General features: G+C 66.7%; 14 protein-coding genes. 3 read left to right on the top strand and 11 right to left on the bottom strand.

Annotated elements, in window-relative coordinates; all coding sequences use genetic code 11:
- Positions 1-12 precede the first annotated feature (12 nt).
- Both BES08_RS06790 and BES08_RS06785 read right to left on the bottom strand, forming a co-directional pair.
- A complete protein-coding gene (locus tag BES08_RS06790; protein ID WP_069707916.1) occupies positions 13-534 on the bottom strand; it encodes a DUF6438 domain-containing protein in 522 nt (173 codons plus the stop codon).
- A 10-nt stretch (positions 535-544) separates the two neighbouring features.
- Positions 545-3,748, bottom strand: coding sequence for an autotransporter outer membrane beta-barrel domain-containing protein (locus BES08_RS06785; RefSeq protein WP_008830488.1), 3,204 nt, complete (start codon positions 3,746-3,748; stop codon positions 545-547).
- On the opposite strand from BES08_RS06785, the gene BES08_RS06780 reads away from it, so the two are divergent.
- Positions 3,677-4,252, top strand: coding sequence for an endonuclease domain-containing protein (locus BES08_RS06780; RefSeq protein ID WP_327195173.1), 576 nt, complete (start codon positions 3,677-3,679; stop codon positions 4,250-4,252). The genes BES08_RS06785 and BES08_RS06780 overlap by 72 nt on opposite strands.
- Before the next feature lie 99 nt (positions 4,253-4,351).
- Here the strand turns inward: BES08_RS06780 and BES08_RS06775 are convergent, their stop codons facing one another.
- From BES08_RS06775 to BES08_RS06735, 9 genes are all read right to left on the bottom strand, one after another.
- Positions 4,352-6,778, bottom strand: coding sequence for a TonB-dependent receptor (locus tag BES08_RS06775; protein WP_008830486.1), 2,427 nt, complete (start codon positions 6,776-6,778; stop codon positions 4,352-4,354).
- A 4-nt stretch (positions 6,779-6,782) separates the two neighbouring features.
- Positions 6,783-7,709, bottom strand: a complete 927-nt coding sequence (locus BES08_RS06770; RefSeq protein ID WP_036524832.1) for a FecR family protein — start codon at positions 7,707-7,709, stop codon at positions 6,783-6,785.
- A gap of 69 nt (positions 7,710-7,778) precedes the next feature.
- On the bottom strand, positions 7,779-8,303 hold the full coding sequence (locus tag BES08_RS06765) for an RNA polymerase sigma factor (RefSeq protein ID WP_036524282.1): 525 nt from the start codon (positions 8,301-8,303) through the stop codon (positions 7,779-7,781).
- 133 nt (positions 8,304-8,436) lie between these two features.
- Positions 8,437-8,691 (bottom strand): RNA-binding protein, encoded by a 255-nt coding sequence (locus BES08_RS06760; RefSeq protein ID WP_036524835.1) that lies wholly within the window; start codon positions 8,689-8,691, stop codon positions 8,437-8,439.
- Between the two features lie 60 nt (positions 8,692-8,751).
- Positions 8,752-10,155: a UdgX family uracil-DNA binding protein gene (locus BES08_RS06755; RefSeq protein ID WP_008830482.1), complete on the bottom strand. Its 1,404-nt coding sequence runs from the start codon at positions 10,153-10,155 to the stop codon at positions 8,752-8,754.
- Positions 10,152-11,393, bottom strand: coding sequence for a putative DNA modification/repair radical SAM protein (locus BES08_RS06750; RefSeq protein WP_036524284.1), 1,242 nt, complete (start codon positions 11,391-11,393; stop codon positions 10,152-10,154). Before BES08_RS06750 ends, BES08_RS06755 begins: the two co-directional genes overlap by 4 nt.
- A gap of 286 nt (positions 11,394-11,679) precedes the next feature.
- A complete protein-coding gene (locus BES08_RS06745) occupies positions 11,680-14,169 on the bottom strand; it encodes an ATP-binding cassette domain-containing protein (protein WP_008830480.1) in 2,490 nt (829 codons plus the stop codon).
- Entirely contained in the window at positions 14,166-15,041 is an 876-nt protein-coding gene (locus BES08_RS06740; protein ID WP_008830479.1) for a branched-chain amino acid ABC transporter permease, read from the bottom strand. Before BES08_RS06740 ends, BES08_RS06745 begins: the two co-directional genes overlap by 4 nt.
- A gap of 4 nt (positions 15,042-15,045) precedes the next feature.
- Positions 15,046-16,230, bottom strand: coding sequence for an ABC transporter substrate-binding protein (locus BES08_RS06735; RefSeq protein WP_069707915.1), 1,185 nt, complete (start codon positions 16,228-16,230; stop codon positions 15,046-15,048).
- A 233-nt stretch (positions 16,231-16,463) separates the two neighbouring features.
- On the opposite strand from BES08_RS06735, the gene BES08_RS06730 reads away from it, so the two are divergent.
- Both BES08_RS06730 and BES08_RS06725 read left to right on the top strand, forming a co-directional pair.
- The gene (locus tag BES08_RS06730) at positions 16,464-17,255 is read left to right on the top strand and encodes a GntR family transcriptional regulator (protein WP_008830477.1); all 792 of its coding nucleotides are present in this window, start codon (positions 16,464-16,466) and stop codon (positions 17,253-17,255) included.
- Positions 17,252-17,896: a flavin reductase family protein gene (locus BES08_RS06725; RefSeq protein WP_008830476.1), complete on the top strand. Its 645-nt coding sequence runs from the start codon at positions 17,252-17,254 to the stop codon at positions 17,894-17,896. Before BES08_RS06730 ends, BES08_RS06725 begins: the two co-directional genes overlap by 4 nt.
- Positions 17,897-18,062 lie beyond the last annotated feature (166 nt).

Raw genomic sequence — 18,062 nt, 5'->3', positions numbered from 1 at the left:
AGTGAGAAGACCTCAGCCCCGGCTGTCGCCCGGCCAGGTCTTCTGCGCGGCCCATTCCTCGACGCCGAGGCGGCCGAGTTGCTGTTCAACCGTGCGTGCCATCGCAGAGCCTTCCGGCGAACGGCAGCCCATGTTGTACGTGAGCGCGGTGCGGCGGCTGTCCGCGCCGATCCACTCGATGGTCACGCTCGACATGTCGGTGGCGGCCTCGGTACAGGCGTGGGCACGCTCCTCGCCGGTCTGCGGACGCATCGGCGCGAGGGCGCGGCGCACGTCCTCGTACGTCGCGCGGCCGACCGAATGGGCGCGCTGGCCCAGCACGGCGGTATGCCGCTCGCCGGTGAAGTCCACGCGTCCGGCGGGCGTCACGGCCACCTTGTACACCGGGCAGAACCCGAAGCACGGACCGCGCGATATGCGCAATTCCTCCCCCGCCGGAGCGGGGGAGGAGGCGGCGCCGGGCCGCACGCGGGGGGCGCAGCTTAACAGCAGCCCGGCGCCCAGTACGATGCCGCAGAGGAGTGGTCCACGCATCGTCCTGTCCTTACCAGCCAATGGTCACGGAGCCGCGCAGCGCGAGATCGACCCGGCCGTGGCGATCCTCGGCCGAGAGTTCGCCGCCCATCGTGAAGCCCGAGGAGCCGCCGATCGCACGCAGGCGCGCGAACCAGCCGCTCGTCGCGCCGTCGCCTTCCAGCGTGAAGTTGTCCCCGCCCTCGAAGTGCGCGGTGGTCGAGCCGATGCCGCCATTGACGATCTCGCGCCAGCCGCCCTCGGTTTCCATGCGGAACCAGTTCTCGTCCCGTGCCTTCATGCCGAGGAAGTCGATGCCCACGGTCATGCTCGGGTTCACCGCCAGTTCGTCGCTGGTGCGCGAGGCGACGGTGAGGTTCAGCTTCTCGCCGCCGGTCTCGGAGTAGCCGTCTTCCTTCAGGCGGACGTAGTCGACCGTCACGCCCGGACGGAAGAAGAAGAACTGCGAGCCGCCCTCGATCGCCGCGCCGCCCGCGAAAGTGACGAACTTGCCGTCCCACTTGGCGTCCATGGTGCGGCGCACGGTTTCCGAACCGATGGCGCCGTAGAAGTTGCGCTCGCCGTCGAACTTGGCCGTGCCGACCGAGCCGCGTGCAAAGGCGCTGACCGGGCCGAACTTGGCGCGCCAGTGCGCCGCCAGTTCGAATGCGTCCGAGTTCACGTCGGTCAGTGCGCCGTTCTTGTGGTTGTTGTTGAGGTAGGCGACGGTGCCGCCGAACTTGCCGAGGCCGGTGCGGTACTCGGCGGTCGCCGACCATGCATAGCCATTCAGCTTGTAGGCGGCGGTGTTGCCGGCCTTCCGGTCGCTGCCCCATATCGCCATGTTGAGCGTGGTGGAGAAGCGGCCGCTCGCGGTGATCGGTCCCTGCGGGTCCTGCATCTGGCGGGCGAGGGCGCGGGTGCCCAGGCTGATGCCCTCGAAGCCGCCGCCCGCGTGGTCGGGCAGCATCTGGCCCACGGCCGAACGGAAAGCATCGCCGTTGGTCAGGCCGAGGAAGACCTGCTCGATCTTGTCGTCCTTGGCCAGCTGCTTGAACACCGCGTCATAAGCGGCCGCGCCCGAGCGGTTGAGGCCAAGTTCGCTGACCGTGCGGCGCGAGACGTCGACGACGATGGTGTTGGCCGCCGCGTCCTTGTCCAGTTCCGCCTTGAACATGAAGGGAACGAGGTCGGTGTTGGTGGCCAGCTTGTCGCGGCCGGTCAGGCTGCCTGCGGTCAGGACCTGGTAGGAGCCCTCGGCGGTCGAGACGTCGGCCAGGCGGATAGCCAGCTTGGAGCCTTCCGCGAAGGTGGCGTTACCCGATACGGTGTAGGACGAACCGGCACCCGCCGTCTTGTCGAGCGTGACGAGGACCATGCCGGTGCTGCCTACGTCGAGCGAGGCCATCGAGGCGGGCTTCCTGACGTCGAGCAGACCGCCCGACACCTTGACCGCCAGCTGCGAGGAATTGGTAAAGGAGCCGGAGAAGTACGCCGTGCCCGAGATGTTCAGCACGTCCGCGCCGCCGCCGAAGTCCATCGCGCCGTTGAAACCGCTGGTGCCCGCCAGCGAGACGGTGTCGGTGCCCGCTCCGAAGGTCACGTTGCCAGTCTGCACCGCGTCGCCCGAGAGGTTCAGCGTATTGTTGCCCGCACCGAAGGCGACGTTGCCGGTGAGAGTGCCGTCGGCAAGGTCGAGCGTATCGTTGCCGCCCGCGAACCACACGTCGCCGACGATGGCGGGCGCGGTCACGCCGGACGCCACCTGCGTCTGTTTGACGGTGACGTCGCCGGTCGCGGCGCGCAAGTCGATGGCGATGTTGCGCGCGCCGTCCTTGGCGCCGGTGGCCGAGATGGTGCCTGCGTTCTCGATCAGGTTCAGGGTGCCGCTGGCGTCGACGATGGCCGTGGCCGAGCCCTTTTCGCCCGCGACCGCCTTGATCGTGCCGCTGTTGCGGATGGTCGGCAGGTTGCCGCCCGCGTCGACGCGCACGGCAGTCGCCAGCGCATTGTCGGCATTGCCCGATGCTGCGGCGATGTTGCCGGTGTTCTGCAGCAGCGGCGTCGTCGCGCCGGCGCCGATGCGAAGGGCCGTGGCGCTGGCACCGTTGGCATTGGCGACGACCGAGCCGGAGACGCCGATGCCGTTGGCAATCGTCACCGCGCCGCCGCGTCCGCCGATGACGAGGCCGTTGGCGGCCACGCCGGAGTAGAGGCCCTGGCCCTCGACCGACCCTTCGATGATCAGCCCGAATTTGCTGCCGGTATTGGCGACAGGGCCGATGGTGACGGCGTGATCGGTCGCGCCCACCTGCATGGCGGCGGCGCTGCCGTAGGAGACGACCTTGGCGGTGCCTTCCTTGCTGTCGTCGATGCCGTCGCCATCGGAGTCCGGCTTCGCGGGGTCGGCCTTAGGCGCGGCGGCGAGGATGATCCCGCCGGTCACGTTGCCCTCGACGATCAGCGCCGAGCCGCCCTGCAGCAGGTCGTCGGCGTCGAGCTTCGACGGATCTGCGGGCGGGGTGGTGTAGCGATAGCCGGTGGCGGCTACCGTGCCCTGCACGACCATCGCGCCGTTGACGTCGCCTGCGAAGCGCGCGCCGATCGCGTCCTTGCCCTGCGCCGAGACGGTGCCCGCAAGGCGCACGTTGCCGTCGATACCCTGCGCCGAAACGCCGATGGTGCGGTCGCCGACGATGGTGGTGGAGCCATCATGTGTGAAGGTGCCGGTCAGCTTGCCGCCAAGCTGGATACCCGCCGAATCGTTGCCCTCGACAACGATCTTGCCGTTCTGGGTGAGCTTGCCGGTGTGGTCGCCCTGGGTGCGGATGCCGACGCGGTTCGATCCCAGCGCGAAGGGACCGTCGAGGTCGCCGTCCTTGTCGGTGTCGGTCGGCGTGTAGGTTTCATCGACGGTGATCGTGCCGGTGTTGGTGATGTCACCGCTGGCGCCTGCGACCGAATTGATGCCGACTGCGCCGTCGGCATTGGTGATGGTGATGTTGCCCGCGTTGGTGACCGCGTGGTTGCTGTCCTGCGTGACTGCGGTGCCAGAGGTCAGGACGACCGAGCCTTCGGCGGTGATGTTGATGGCATCCGCCGCGCCGCTCTTGATGGTCGAGGTGCGGATGGGGGCGGTGAGCTTGGTCTTGACGTCTTCGGCATGCGCGGCGGTCGCGAAGGCGAGCACGGCGGTGGTGGCAAGCAGGGTCCTGGCGGTAAGCTGGGAAGGCATCTTCGTCCCTTTAAGGTCTGTAGTCTGACCCTTGAGACGGAGGCGCCGGGAGGCAGCCTTGGAAAAAAGTTCCGGCTTGCCGACATTTCATTTCGTGCCGTTGGGTTTCGGCGCGAAATTCGGCGGATGGCGGGGGTTGGACTTCGGGATACGGGCAGAGCGCGTTTGCTACGCGGACAGGCTACCGCAGCAGAGTGGCGGTTGTGGCGATATATTTCCCGCTCGGCGCTGGGCGCAAAATTCAGCAGGCAGATGCCGGTGGGGCCATACTTCGCCGACTTTCTGTGTCGTGAGTTATCGCTTGTTGTGGAGCTTGATGGGTACTCTCACGGGCTTCGCTTGGACTACGATGCTGCGCGGGATCGGTGGATGGCGGAGCAGGGCTATCGGGTGCTGCGCTTTTCCAACGAAGCGGTGTTCGGTCAGCTTGACGGGGTGCTTACCGTGATCCGCATGGAGATCGAGGCGCTGCGCTCTCGCCCACCCCCTCCGGCTAGGCGATAAATCGCCAAGCCTTCCGACCCTCCCGCAAGCGGGAGGGTGAACCCGTCTTTCCCCCCTCCCGCTTGCGGGAGGGGCCGGGGGGTGGGCCTTCCTTCTTTCCTAAAACCGCGCGTCCAGCCCGACCCGAACCGTACGCGGCCGCAGCGGCGTCGTCTGGTCCCGCCCGGTCCCGAACGGCGTCCCGAGTGAGAAGCGATTACCGCGCGAATTCGTGATGTTGCTGAGCGTCAGCGTCACACCGTAACGCTCGGTCCCGACCCGCAGGTCAGCACCACTGTCGAGGTAATCCCCCTGCGGATCACCCAGTTCCGGGCCGATACCGAGGCGCGACTTGCCGACATAGCTGGCCCAGCCATTGGCGGTCAGCCGCAGATTTTCGCCGATCTCGCGGTTCCAGCCGAGGCTCATCCGGCCGGAGAACTGCGCGATGTTCGGCACCTGCATCGACCGGGCAAGCGTCGCGTCGAGCAGGCTGGTCGGAGACAAGTTGCTGGCCGCCATCGACCGCGCGACAAGCCCGAGCAGTTCTACGGGCGGCTGATCGACCTTGCTCTGGTTCCACGTCGCGCCGGCCTCGAGCCTCAGGCCTTGCAACAGCTCGACGCCGCCCGTCACGCTGGCCGACCATACACGGCCGTCGCCGATATTGGCTGTACTCGGCAGGCCCGAGTTGTCGATGAAGTCGGCCTGGATGTCCTGCCAGCGGGTGTAGGAGACGCTGGCGGAAAGATCGAAGGGGCTGACGCCGGGCTGGCCGTGCTTCACCCCGAATTCGAACGTGCGCGTCCGGTCGCTCTGGAAGCGGCGCACGAAGTCGCTCTCGATGGCGAAGCCGCCGGGACGGAAGCCCTCCTGATAGCGCATGTAGAGGTTAGTGGCCGCCATCACTTCGGCGTTGAGCGCCAGCGAGGGCAGCACTGTGGTGGTCGTCCGGTCCGCCGTGACCTGTGCACGGGCCTGCGCCATCGCGAACGACACCGCTGGCAGGATATCCTCGCCCGATCCGCCGAGCCGCGAATGGGTCAGGCGCCCGCCTGCGGTGGCGGTAAGACCGGGACGGATGCGCAGGCTGGCTTCGGCGTAGAGCGTGAACTCGTCGATGGTGTTGCGCACGCCGGTGGCGGCGGTGGTCGTCACGAAGTTCTCGAAACTGCGCGTGAGCACCGTGCGGTTGTGGGTATAGCTGGCGCCGACCAGCCACCCGAAGCCATGCGTCTCGGGCTGCCAGATCCGCGTCTCGTGCGCGATCATGCGCGTGCGGTTCCCTTGCGAGAACAGGCGCGGCGCGTCCGGATCGACCGTGGCGTCGTAGCGCTCTTCCAGATGCTGGCGCACCGCCCCGGTGGTCGAGCGCACGCGCACCTCGCCGATGCGGCCGGAGATCACCAGCTGGCCCATCAGGTAGTCGGCGTCCGAACCCTCGCGCACTTGCGCACCACTGGTCAGCGGCGGGCGGGCATTGCGTCCCGCATACTGGCTGTCGCGCGCATCCGTGGACTGGCCGAGGCCGATCAGATCGACCGTCCAGTCTGGCGCGACCTCCGCGCGAAGCCCGGCGCGGCCGCCGAGGATGCGCGTACGGTTGACGTCCTTGCGGCCGAGCAGCGGCTTGTCGATATAGCCGCCCAGCGTCGCCGCGTCGAAGTTGGCGCGCAGGGCCACCGAGTTGCCGAGCGGCAGGTTGACCATCGCCGCGGCATCGCCGCCAGGCGCGCCGCTCTGGGTCAGCGATCCGCCGACCGAAATCGCGCCTTCGGTCTCGCCGACAACCGGGGAATTGGGCACGAGGCGGATGATGCCGCCCAGAGATCCGGCACCGTAGAGCGTGCCCTGCGGCCCCTCCAGCACTTCCACCCGCGCCATGTCGGAGAGGCGCAAGTCCGGGTCCGGCGCATTGTAGCTGAGCCTGAGGTCGCCAAGGTACTGCCCCACCGTCGCCTGCGTCGGCCCGGTGAAACTGGAATCGGCGATGCCCCGGATGAACAGCTTGTTGCGCCCGCTGCCAAGGTGCGTGGATGTGACGGTGGCGACGCGCTGGGTGATCTTCTCGGTGCCGCCGATACCCCCTGCCTCCAGCGATTCCCCGTCGAGGATGGTCACCTGTCCGGGCAGTTGTCCGAGGGTGAGGTCGCGCTTGGAGGCCACCACCACGATAGGATCGGCCGCTTCGGTCTCGACAGCAACCGGCGCTGCTGCGGGGGGAGGGGAAGAACCCCGGACGGTTGTTCTTGCCGCGGCGCTTGCCTCGATGCGCCAGGCGCCGGGCGCGACGGCGATGGCCCGGCCGCCCGCCTTGCGCGCGAGCAGGCGCACCGCCTCGGCCGCACCCATCCGTCCGCGCATCGCGGGGACCATGCGGGATGCCACTGAGGGATCGGACACGACGATGCTGGAGCGGGTCTGGCGGGCCAGATCGATCGCGACCTGTCCTGCCGATCCGGCGCGCGTATCGACCGCCATCTCCTGCGCGAAGGCGGTAGCGGGCATGGCCATTGCGGCCGCCACGATACAGATGGCGCCGCGCATCGCCTCAGTGCGAGCCGATCACCCAGCGTCCGTTTTCGGACCGTACCGACAGTCCCAGCAGCGGCCCTATGGAGCCCGGATCCTTGCGCAGCGGCGCCACCAGGATCGAGCCGGAAACCGCGCCCGACCCGCCGGATGCCGCGACATACTCGATGCCGGTGGCTCGCTTGAGCTGCGCGGCGACGTCATCCAGCGTGGCACCTTCGAAGGTCAACCGACCCTCGCGCCATTCGCCGACTTGCTCGACGGGAAGGCGGGCAAGTGTGTATTCACTCGTCCCAGCCGGGCGGCGCAGGACTTCGCCGGGCGATACGCGCACGTCGGCGCCATCCGGATCGAACTGCACGGCGCCTTCGGAGACCGCGACACTCAGCCCCTGTGCATCGCGGCGCACGTCGAAGACGGTGCCGATATCGACCAGCCGTTCTTCGCCCACGGCGACCTCGAAGGGGTGCGCGGCATCGTGGCGCACGGTGAACAGCGCCTGCCCGTGTTCGAGCCGGGCATAACGCTTGTCCTTGCGGTCGAACTCGACGGCGGTGCCGCCCGCGAGTTCGATGCGGGTATCGGCGTCGAGCGTGACCCGGCGGGTCTCGCCCAGTGTCGTCTCGACGGTGTAGAGATCGCGCTGCTGGCCCTGGAAGGCCCAGAACCCGGCCACGACGGCGAGGCTCGCGGCGATCGCGCTTGCCAGCCAGGGACGGCGGCGGCGCGGCGGTTCGGCGGACGAGGCGTCGTCGTTGGCCGGAGCGGAGGCGGCGACGAGTTCGGCTGCATCGGCCACCGAGGCCGCGATGTCGTCATAGGCGCGCGCGTGCGCCGGATCGGCCTCCAGCCAGAGGGTGAACGTTTCCCAGTCGGTGAACGCGGGGTCACCGGCTCGCACAGCCCAGCCGAGCGCTTCGTCCCGGATCACATCTTTATTCGCCATGTCGTTCGCCATCGGGCGCTCCTTCACCGGCGATGACGGAGCCGATCGGCTGCAGCCTCATCGCAGGCTTCATTTCGAGCGTTCCTTCCATTCCGCGAGCGCCCGGTAGGCGACGCGCAGGTCGCTTTCGACGGTGCTGAGGCTCAGGCCCATTTCGCTCGCCACGACTTTCTGCGGCGTGCCTTCTATGCGGTGGCGGCGGAAGATCGTCGCCACCCGCGCGCCCAGGCCGTCAAGCAGGGCAAGAACGCTGGCGGCTTCCTGCGCGGCGGCGAGGCGGCGTTCGGCGGAAGGCTCGGCGGAAACGCCCGGCGGATCGCCCGCATTCACCTCGGTCCAGTCGCGAGCGCGCGCGTCCGCCTGCCGGGTCGAACGGAAACGGTCGATCATCAGCAGGTCGGCGGTGCGGAACAGATAGGACAGCGGTGATGCAACCGGACCGGGACGGCTGGCGCCGATCTTGAGCCAGACCTCCTGAACGAGGTCCTCAGCCGCATCCCCCGCGCCGCGCGCGCGCATAAAACGCAGCAGCTTCTCCCGATGTTCGAGAAAAGCCGCTTCAAGGCCGGCTGTGGGGGAAGTTTCTGCGGTCACGAAGAAGGGGCGCGAAGTCTGGGGCTACTCTTGGTCGGGCAGCCTGATAGACGTTCGCACGCCTTCGGGGAAGTACCGTCGTCCCGACATCGACCGCGGTGCCGGGACGAGGAAAGATCAGGTCGAGAGAATTTCAGTTCACTGCGCGAATATGATGCCCCGGCTCGATCGCTGCCGGGGGAGCTGCTTCCAGCATGTGGTCATGTTCGGCGAAGATCCGTTCGATTTCGCTGCGCTTGTCGAAGATCATGCGGGCCACACCCGAAGTCATCCCGCCTTCGTCCCCGACCCGGCCCAATACGCCGGCAAGGTCTTCGAGCGTCGCGCGCTCAGGGCTGCTGTGGAGTCCGCCCTTGGTATCGCGGTAGGCAGTGCATTCGCTGGCCATGACCATTCCCCTTCAATGTTTGCCGTCCTGTTGAACGCGCGGAGGCCTTCGGAGTTGCACTCAGCCGACTCCACTCGCCGCAAGCAACTGCGCGAGACCGGCAAGATCTTCAGCGAAGCGCCCCTGTTCGCGCTCCCGGCTCTCACCGTCGAGACGAAGCAGGTAACTGGGGTGCGCGGTGAGCCAGACACGTGTGCCGTCGGGCAGGTAAAGTGCCCGGCCACGTTCGCGTCCGATCGCCGGGGTGCGCCCCAGCAAGCCGCGCGCGCTGCTCGCGCCAAGGGCCAGCACGACTTTCGGCTTTACCAGCGCGCGTTCGTTGTCGAGCCACCAGCGGCACATATCTATCTCGCCCGCCGTAGGGGCCTGGTGCAATCGCCGCTTGCCGCGCGGGGCGAACTTGAAGTGCTTGACCGCGTTGGTGACGTAAGCCGCCGTCCGGTCCACGCCTGCCTCGCCGAGCGCGCGGTCGAGCAATTGCCCGGCTGGCCCGATGAAGGGGCGATTTTCGCGCTCCTCGGTATCGCCGGGCTGTTCGCCGACGATCATGAGGTCGGCGGTCTGCGGCCCTTCGCCCATGACGGCGCGCGTGCCGTTGCACCCGATCGGACAGCGGCGGCATTGTACGATACCTTCGGCGATGGCCTGCAGGCTGAAGGGCGCGGCTTCCTGCTCGAAAAGATCGGCACCGCTGGCGATCATCGCAGCCTCGCGCTTGTGCGCCCCCGCGATGAGATCGGGAATCTGGCGAGCTTCGGGCAGGTTCTTCCAGTACCGGCGCGGCATCTCCTTGAGCATCATGCCGACCTTGAGCCGCGCCGGATTGAAGATCGAGCGATAGTAGCCGAGCCACAGGTCCTCGGTCGCGTCTTCAGCCGGCGCGTCCGCACGCGATGCGGGCGGGCCTTCCAGCAATACTTCCCCGTCCCAGTGCAGGGAAAGGCGGGGCGTCAGGATCGACCAGCGCTGGCTGGCGAAGCGGTTGACGAAGAAGTCGGCGTTGGCGCGCTCGATCCGGTGTTCGGGCTCGAACCAGGCGACGAAGCGTTCGATCCCGTCTTCGTCGGCCACGCTGCGGAAACGGACGAAAGCGCGCATCTTGTGAATGTCCCGCCGGACCTGCTTCGCCATGCGCTCCAGCGCTGCGACGTCGCGATCGGCGGCATCCTCGAGCAGGCGAGGCCGGTCCTGCAGCCGCCAGAGCACGCGATAGAGCAGCCCCAGCCGCGCGGCGTCGCAGTGCAGGACGACGCTTCCGGCAAGGTCGAGAAAAGCCCGGCTCGCCCGCACCTGACGCAAGGGTTCCGTAGACTGGGGCGACGACGGTGCGGCGAAAAGATCCGCCGAACCGTCCGCATCGCCCCAGGCCGTCGCCTCGGGCGCTATGCCGCGCGCGACCAGCCGCCGGGCCTCGTCGCGCCAGGCCTCGAAGTCGTCGGGCTGCCCGATGGCCGCGGCGATCATGCGAACAATTCCATCTGCTGCGCCGGTGGAGCAAGGCGCGCTCGCAGGTCCGCGCGGTCGAGGAGCAGGGTGGGGCGCCAGTCGTCGGTGACGATGAAAGGCCGCAGCTTCTTCACCGAGATGCTGAGCCGCGCGAGATCCTCCAGCCGGATCGATCGATGCCGCCGCGCGGCGAGGATCGCATCGACCGCCTTCACGCCAAGCCCCGGCACCCGCAACATCGCTTCACGCGGGGCGCGGTTCAGATCGACCGGGAACCGGTCCCGGAACTTGAGCGCCCAGGCGAGCTTGGGGTCGATGTCGAGCGGCAGCATGCCGTCATCCTCGGTCGCCTGTTGCACGTCCTGCGGCGCGAAACCGTAAAAGCGCATCAACCAGTCGGACTGATAGAGCCGATGCTCCCGCATCAGCGGCGGGCGCCTCAGAGGCAATACGGCGCTGGCCTCGGGGATCGGACTGAAGGCGGAATAGTACACGCGCTTGAGGGCAAAGCGGTCGTAGAGCGTACTGGCCTTTCCCACGATCTGGGCATCGCTGGCGCCGTCCGCGCCGACGATCATCTGGGTCGATTGCCCGGCGGGGGCAAATATGGGCGCTTTGCGAAAACGCTTTCGAGCATCATGCGCCTCGGTTATCGCGCCCGAAAGCCTGCCCATGGCACCTTCTATGGTGGCCGCGTTCTTGTCCGGCGCAAGGCGAGACAATCCCGCATCGGTAGGCAGTTCGACGTTGATCGAGACCCGGTCCGCCCACAGTCCCGCCTGCGCCACCAGTTCGGGGTCCGCCTCCGGAATTGTCTTTAAATGGATGTATCCACGAAAATCGTGCTCTTCCCGCAGGATACGTGCGACCTCTATCAATTGTTCCATCGTATGGCTGGAAGACTTCACGATCCCGGAGGAGAGAAACAGCCCCTCGATATAGTTGCGGCGATAAAACGAAAGCGTGAGATCTACCACTTCCTGCGGCGTGAAACGCGCGCGGCGCACGTTCGAGCTCTTGCGGTTGATGCAGTAATGGCAATCGAAGATGCAGTGGTTCGTCAGCAGCAACTTCAGCAGCGAAATGCACCGCCCGTCCGGGGCATAGGCATGGCAAATGCCCATGCCCTCCGTCGAGCCCAGCCCGCGTCCGTCACGACTGTTTCTTTTCGCGGTACCGGACGACGCGCAGGAGGCATCATACTTGGCGGCATCGGCAAGAATTTCGAGACGGTCCATGATGGAGGAACGAGACATATGTTCCTTATATGTTCCAATCAAATCCTTTGCAAGTCGGCCGATGGTGAGTCGTCATATCCGTTTAATCCGGATTGGTACGATCGCGTCGGCGACCCAGATTGGGGGTGCTGCCGATGGGTCAGCAATGCTAACCCCCTGTCAAACGGCAGCGGTCGCGGCGATCGGTGTCCCGGTCGTCGCGACCTTTTGATCTGCGTGGGCAGCTTCTATTTTCCGGATGCATTTGCCGCCGAGCTGGCAGGTCGGTCACCATGGAGCCAGCCGTGTCCGTCCGGAGCTCGGTTCAGCCGCCGAAGTACAGGTTATCGAGGCTGTCGTCCGCGGCGATCTGCGCCGATGCTCCCGCCGCTGCGACATGGCCGCCGCGCAGCACATAGGCGCGGCTGGACAGGTTGAGCGCCAGATCGGCCATCTGATCGACGATCATTATCGCCATGCCTTCGTCGCGAAGCTGCCGAAGCTGTTCGAACAAGTCCGACGTCATCTGCGGCGACAGCCCCAGCGAAGGTTCGTCGAGCAGGAGCAGGCGCGGCTGGGCCATCAGGGCGCGGCCGATGGCCAGCATTTGCTGTTCTCCGCCCGACAGCAGCCCGGCCTGCCGGTCCAGCATGGTGGCAAGAGGGGGAAAGCGCTCCAGTATCGCCGACATGCGTGCCGCCGCATTCTCACGGCGGGTATAGCCGCCGAGCCGCAGGTTGTCGTGGACCGACAGTTCGGGGAAAACCTGCCGTCCTTCCGGAACCAGTACCAGCCCCTGGCGTACGCGGGCGCGGCTGTCCTGCGCACCGATCTGCGTGCCTTCGAGCCGGAGATGGCCCGAACGCGGCGCCATCAGTCCGGAAAGGATGCGCATCAGCGTGGATTTGCCCGCGCCGTTCGCGCCCAGCAGGGCGACGGCTTCGCCGGGGCGGACTTCGATGTCGATGCCGTGCAGCACATCGACTGCGCCATAACCCGCGTGGATCGCGTAGGCGCCAAGGCAGGGCTCTCCGCCTTTGGGAACGGCCGGGGCCTGTCCGCCGATCCGTCTTTCGCCCAGATAGGCTTCGCGCACGAGAGGGTCGGCCTGGATCTCGGCCGGTGTGCCTTGTGCGATCAATGCGCCGGTGCGCAGCACGGCAACCTGATCCGACACGCTCATCACCAGCGCCATGTCGTGCTCGACCAGCCCGACGCCGATCCCGGCTGCGGCGATCTGGCGCAGTAGGTCGCCCAGCACGCGTTTTTCCGCTTGCGAGAGTCCGGCGGCGGGTTCGTCGAGCAACAGGGTGTCGGGATCGGTCGCCAGCGCGCGGGCGATCTCGACAAGTCGCCGGTCGACATGCGCCAGCACACCCGCGATCGTCGATGGTGCGCCCTCGAAGCCGCAGGCCAGCAGCAGGGCGCGCGCATGCCGCACATCCGTGCCGGTCCGGTCGAGCGCCTTGCCGTGCAGCGCGCCAAGGCGGCCCTTGCGCATGGCGAGCAGGACGTTGTCTTCCACGCTCATGCTGTCGAACAGGGCCGAGGTCTGGTAAGTGCGGGCCACGCCCGCCCTTGCGGACAGCCAGGGTCTGCCGGGCGCGAGCAAAGTGTCTGCAATCCTGCGTTCGCCGGTGTCCGAGCGGTAAAATCCGCTCAGGATGTTGATGACGGTCGATTTTCCGGCGCCGTTGGGGCCTATCAGCGCCGTCACGGTCGCTGCAGGGATGGCGATATCGAGGTCGGTGATCGCCCGCACGCCGCCGAAACTGATCCCCAGCCCCTGTGCCGAAAGGGCGGCGCGCGGGCGAGCAGGCAGCAGAGCGGCGATGGTGGCGGCCTCGTCGGCGCGGTCGCCGGTCGGGGTCGCTGGCAGGCGCAGCATCCCGGCGATGCCGCCGGGGGCCAGCCATAGCACGATCAGCACCAGCGCGGCGTAGGCAAGGACGCGGTACGCTTCGAAGGAAGAGAGCAGTTCGGGCAGCAGGCCTATGACGATCGCGCCCAGCACCGGTCCGGGGCGCGATCCGGTGCCCCCGATCACCACCGTCAGCACCAGCAGGATCGAGAAGTTGAGGCCGAAGGACTGCGGCGTCACGAAACTGTTGAGCGGTGCGGAAAGGCCGCCCGCCAGCGCGCAGCACCCGGCGGATACCATGAAGGCGACGATGCGCGTGCGCGTGGGGGATATGCCAATGGACGCAGCGGCATTCTCCGAATCCCGCACGGCGCGCATGGCCTGTCCCCAGCCGTTGGCGGACAGCACATGATAGGCCGTCATCACCAGCGCTGCGACGATGATCGCCGCGATCGCCATCGCCCGGTCGCCCAGCACGATCCCCGCCAGCGAGAGGGGCGGTATCTGCAGGATGCCGCTCTGGCCGCCGGTCAGGCCTTCGGCTTCAACCAACGTCTGTTCGACCACCAGACCGAAGGCGATGGTCACCATGGCCAGATACGGGCCTTTGACGCGCAGTGCAGGCAGAGCCAGCAGGCCGCCCACGCCGATCGCGACCACGACGCCGAGCGGCCAGGCCAGCCAGAACGGCAACCAGCCGTGCGACGTGCAGATCGCCACGGCATAAGCGCTGATCGCGTAGAAAGCGGCGTGGCCGAAACTGAACTGGCCGCTCAGGCCGATCAGCACGTTCAGCCCGATACCGGCAATGGCCAGGAGCGCGATCTGGCCGATGACGAAAGCATAATAGCCATTGAGCAGCAATGCCCCGGCCACGCCGCCCAGCAGGCATAGGCCCCAGAGCGAGAGCGCCGCTTTCCGATGGAGGGCGGGATTAACGGAGAGAGCGGTCATACCTTGCGCACCTTTGCTCGGCCAAGCAGCCCGTCGGGGCGCACGGCAAGGACGATGATGACCAGCATGAAGGTCACGATCTGGGTATAGCCCGAGCCGACCCCGAGCGTGACGAGCGCCTCCACCAGCCCGAATAGCAGGGCGGCGGCAACGATGCCCCAGGCGCTGCCGAGCCCGCCCAGAATGGCGACGGCGAAAGCCTTGAGGCCCAGCACCACGCCCATGCCGCTTTCGACATGGGTGAGCGGCGCCACCAGCATGCCGGCGATGCCCGCAAGGGCAGAGGAAAGCGCAAAGGCGGCGGCGATCACCCGGCCTACGGGAATGCCCATTATCGCGGCGGCATCGCGGTTCTGGGCCACGGCCAGCATGGCGGTGCCGTGCAGGGTGCGGCGGCGGAACAGGTCTATGCCCGCCGCCAGCGCCAGCATCACCACCGGGATCAGCAGATGCAACGGATAGATGCCGAGATCCATGCCGCCAACCCGCAACGAAGTCTGCGCCAGCGGCGAGACGAGCGATCGCGGCTCCGCGCCGAACACCAGCATCATCCCGTTGTCGCAGACGAGGCCGAGCGCCACCGTCGCCATCAACCAGGCGTCGGACTTGCGGCCCAGGAACGGACGGATCGCCGCGCGCTCCACGACCAGGCCGTAGATGCCGCAGGCAAGGATCGTCACGCCTACCGCGATGGGCACCGGCCATCCGGCCTCAGTCATCATCCAGAGCAGCACCGCGCCCAGCATCGCGCTGGAGCCTTGCGCGAAATTGACGGCACCGCAGACCGACGCGGTGATGTGGAAGCCCAAGGCGATCAGTCCGTAGATCGAACCGAGCGCAAGGCCGGTGAGGAGGGCGGGCAGGATGTCCATGTCCTCAGGCAGCCTTCGACGGCAGCGGCACGATGCGGCCCTGATCGAATTCGGCCCAGACGTAATCGCGCTCGTCCAGGGCGTCCTGACCATGTGCGAACGGTGCGTCATAGGTCTTGATCAAGCCCTCATAGCGCCCAATCCGGGTGAAGCCGCGCCGCACCGCTTCGCCGTCCAGCGATCCTGCGGTGCGGATGGCCAGAGCGGCCAGATGCATGGCATCATAGGCATTGGCGACACCGACGGCGGGGGTCACGTCCTGCGGCCCCCTGATGTCCGGGTACTTCGCCTCGAGCGCGGCAAGAACGCGGGTCTTCACCGGGGTGTCCGCGCCGAAAAAGCTGTATGTCTGCACGAATTTCACCCTGTTCGCGTGAGGGCCTGCCAGCTCGGAAAAGCGCCCCCCTGCAGGTCCCCAGTGAGAGACGATCGGCACGTCCCAGCCCATCTGGTCCAGCGACTTCACGACCTGCGCCGACGGACCGACCGTCGCCACCATCAGCAGGCAATCCGCTCCGGCAGCGCGCAACCGGCCCAGTTGCGGCGTGACATCGACGTCCGAGTGCTCGAACTTCTCCGAGCCCGCCAAAGGCAGCGCAGCGGCGGCGAGGGCGGCTTTCAAGCCTTTTTCGTTGGACTGTCCCCATGGATTGTTCAGCAGGATCAGGCCCGGCTTGCGCATGCCGTAATTGCGCTGTGCGAAAGCGACCATCGCCTTGTCGACCAGTTCGTCCACGGCCGAGACGCGGAACACGTAATTGGGATCGGTGCCGTTATGCGTGATCACCGTTCCTGCCGCCCAAGGCACTACGAAGGGCACGCGCGCGGCGGTGGCGATCGGCACGATCGCGCGGGCCACTGGCGTATCCAGCCCACCGAACAGAACCGCCACGCCTTCCTTGTACAGCAATTCGCGCGCGGCGATCACGCCCTTGCCGGGATTGCTCTCGTCGTCGCGGCGGATGAGTTCGAGCTTGCGGCCAAGCAAGCCGCCGCCTGCATTGATCTCGTCGATGGCAATGCTCAGCCCTCGCGAGATCGCTTCGCTGGACTTGGCCGACTGGGCGGTGAGGGCGGTGATCAGGCCGACACCGATCCGGTCGCTGCTACGCGCGCATCCGGAGAGAGCCGTCGCCGCGCCGCCAATCATGCCGGCGAGGATGGTACGCCTGGGAACGAGAATCGCCATGGTCCGCCTTCATTGAGGTTCGCAATCTGGCTATCATTCTTGCGCAACAATTCAACACAAAAATCGTCAACGATTTATATATCAAATCGTCCATGATTGTACTTGCCATAATCGTTGATTCTGGTGCAAAGCGAATCCGGCGCATCCATCGTGTGTTTTGAGAGTGGAGTGTCGGTGAGGGGTGGGGCGTTGTCGCGGTGTTGCGGCTGCGTGGTGAAAGGCGGTTTTGGATCATGAAGCAGAGTGTCGACATGTCGGACGAAGGTGCCAGTGCCGTTTCTCCCAAGGCTGCAGCCGGCCGCCGTGCGCGCAAGGCAGAGGCTGCGCCTGATCTGGTCGCGCCGGCAGTGAGCCATGGCGGGGATGTGGAGCAGCATATCTACCAGACCGTGTTCGACAGCGTGCTCAACCAGCGGCTGACGCCCGGGACCAAACTGCCGGAGCCGGCGCTCTGTGAGTTGTTCGGGGTTTCGCGGGCGGTTATTCGCAAGGTTTTACAAAGGCTTGAGCATGAGCGTATCGTTGAGCTAAGGCCCAACAAGGGCGCCGTCATCGCCGCGCCTACACCTGAGGAGACGCGGCAGATCTTCGAAGCGCGGCGCGCACTGGAAGTCTCCATCGTCGAGATCGCGGCGCGGCGGCATACGGCGAAGGATCTTGCCGACTTGCGCAAACTGCTGGCGCATGAGCACGAGGTTACGCACAATCCCTATCAGCCCGCCTGGGCGGCGTGTGCGCGCGAGTTCCACTTGCGCATCGCGGCGGTGGCGGGGAACCCGATCCTGACCGCCTACCTGACCGAGTTGATGACGCGGTGCTCGCTGATCGTCGCGCTGTACCAGCCGACCGGGAATGCCGCCTGCGAGCACGCCGAGCATGGGCGCATCGTCGACTACATGGAGAAGGGCGACGTCGCCTCGGCCCGGGCAGAGATGGGTCGCCATTTGCGCGCGCTGGAGGACAATATCAGCCTCGATCGCGGGTCTTCGACGCAGAGCCTTGCCCAGATGTTGAACCTGGGATGAGTACGCCCCCGCCCGCCACGCACGTCGATTTCGATGCGATCGGCGCCTATCAGCGCTACAAGCTGATGGCGAGCCTGATCGTGCCGCGGCCGATCGCGCTGGTCACCACCGTCAATCCGGGCGGCGTGGTCAATGCCGCGCCCTTCAGCATGTTCGCGATGCTGGGCGAAGACCCGCCGTTGGTGATGATATCGATCAACCGGCTGCAGGACGGCGCGCTCAAGGATACCGCTGCCAACATTCTGGAATCGCAGGAATTCGTCGTCCACATGGCGGACGAGGAGATTGCCGCGCAGATGCACGATTGCGGCACTTCGCTGCCGCCCGAGCAGAGCGAGCTGGACCTTGTCGGCTTCCATTCGGTGCCGTCCACCGGCGTCCTGCCGCCGCGTATCGTCGAGGCGCCGATCGCCTTCGAATGCCGGCTGTGGGAGACGATCGAGACTGAGAGCCGGTATATCTTCCTAGGGAAAATCCTGCACCTGCATGCGCGTGAGGGACTGGTCGATACCGAACTCTGGCGGGTGAACCTGAAGGACTATTTCCCGGTCGGCCGCTTCGGCGCCAGCTTCTACACCCGCACGCGGGACCGCTTTGCCTTGCAGGGCGAGGCGCGGGAAACCGCCATCGATCGGATCTGATCGGGCGTTCGGGCGGTTCGAAGCAAACAGGAAGATCGGGCACGCAGAGACGCGGAGGCCCCGCTTTCAATTTCACGGTGCGTTTTCCTCGACGCTGAAATGAGGAAAGAGCCTGCGGCGCCAATCGGCACCTCTGCGCCTCTGCGTGAACCATTCTCTTCACGGC

The organism is Novosphingobium resinovorum, from assembly GCF_001742225.1.
GTDB classification, from domain to species: Bacteria; Pseudomonadota; Alphaproteobacteria; order Sphingomonadales; family Sphingomonadaceae; genus Novosphingobium; species Novosphingobium resinovorum_A.
The sequence above is the reverse complement of the archived record's forward strand: the minus strand, read 5'-3'. Positions and strand labels throughout refer to the sequence as shown.

Coding starts and splice junctions, on each gene's coding strand:
- BES08_RS06730 (WP_008830477.1), top strand. CDS start 16,464: ATGAAGCAGAGTGTCGACATGTCGGACGAAGGTGCCAGTGCCGTTTCT.
- BES08_RS06740 (WP_008830479.1), bottom strand. CDS start 15,041: ATGGACATCCTGCCCGCCCTCCTCACCGGCCTTGCGCTCGGTTCGATC.
- BES08_RS06785 (WP_008830488.1), bottom strand. CDS start 3,748: ATGCCTTCCCAGCTTACCGCCAGGACCCTGCTTGCCACCACCGCCGTG.
- BES08_RS06735 (WP_069707915.1), bottom strand. CDS start 16,230: ATGGCGATTCTCGTTCCCAGGCGTACCATCCTCGCCGGCATGATTGGC.
- BES08_RS06760 (WP_036524835.1), bottom strand. CDS start 8,691: ATGGCCAGCGAATGCACTGCCTACCGCGATACCAAGGGCGGACTCCAC.
- BES08_RS06775 (WP_008830486.1), bottom strand. CDS start 6,778: ATGCGCGGCGCCATCTGTATCGTGGCGGCCGCAATGGCCATGCCCGCT.
- BES08_RS06755 (WP_008830482.1), bottom strand. CDS start 10,155: ATGATCGCCGCGGCCATCGGGCAGCCCGACGACTTCGAGGCCTGGCGC.
- BES08_RS06750 (WP_036524284.1), bottom strand. CDS start 11,393: ATGTCTCGTTCCTCCATCATGGACCGTCTCGAAATTCTTGCCGATGCC.
- BES08_RS06725 (WP_008830476.1), top strand. CDS start 17,252: ATGAGTACGCCCCCGCCCGCCACGCACGTCGATTTCGATGCGATCGGC.
- BES08_RS06745 (WP_008830480.1), bottom strand. CDS start 14,169: ATGACCGCTCTCTCCGTTAATCCCGCCCTCCATCGGAAAGCGGCGCTC.
- BES08_RS06780 (WP_327195173.1), top strand. CDS start 3,677: ATGCGCGGCGGTCGCGAAGGCGAGCACGGCGGTGGTGGCAAGCAGGGT.
- BES08_RS06790 (WP_069707916.1), bottom strand. CDS start 534: ATGCGTGGACCACTCCTCTGCGGCATCGTACTGGGCGCCGGGCTGCTG.
- BES08_RS06770 (WP_036524832.1), bottom strand. CDS start 7,709: ATGGCGAATAAAGATGTGATCCGGGACGAAGCGCTCGGCTGGGCTGTG.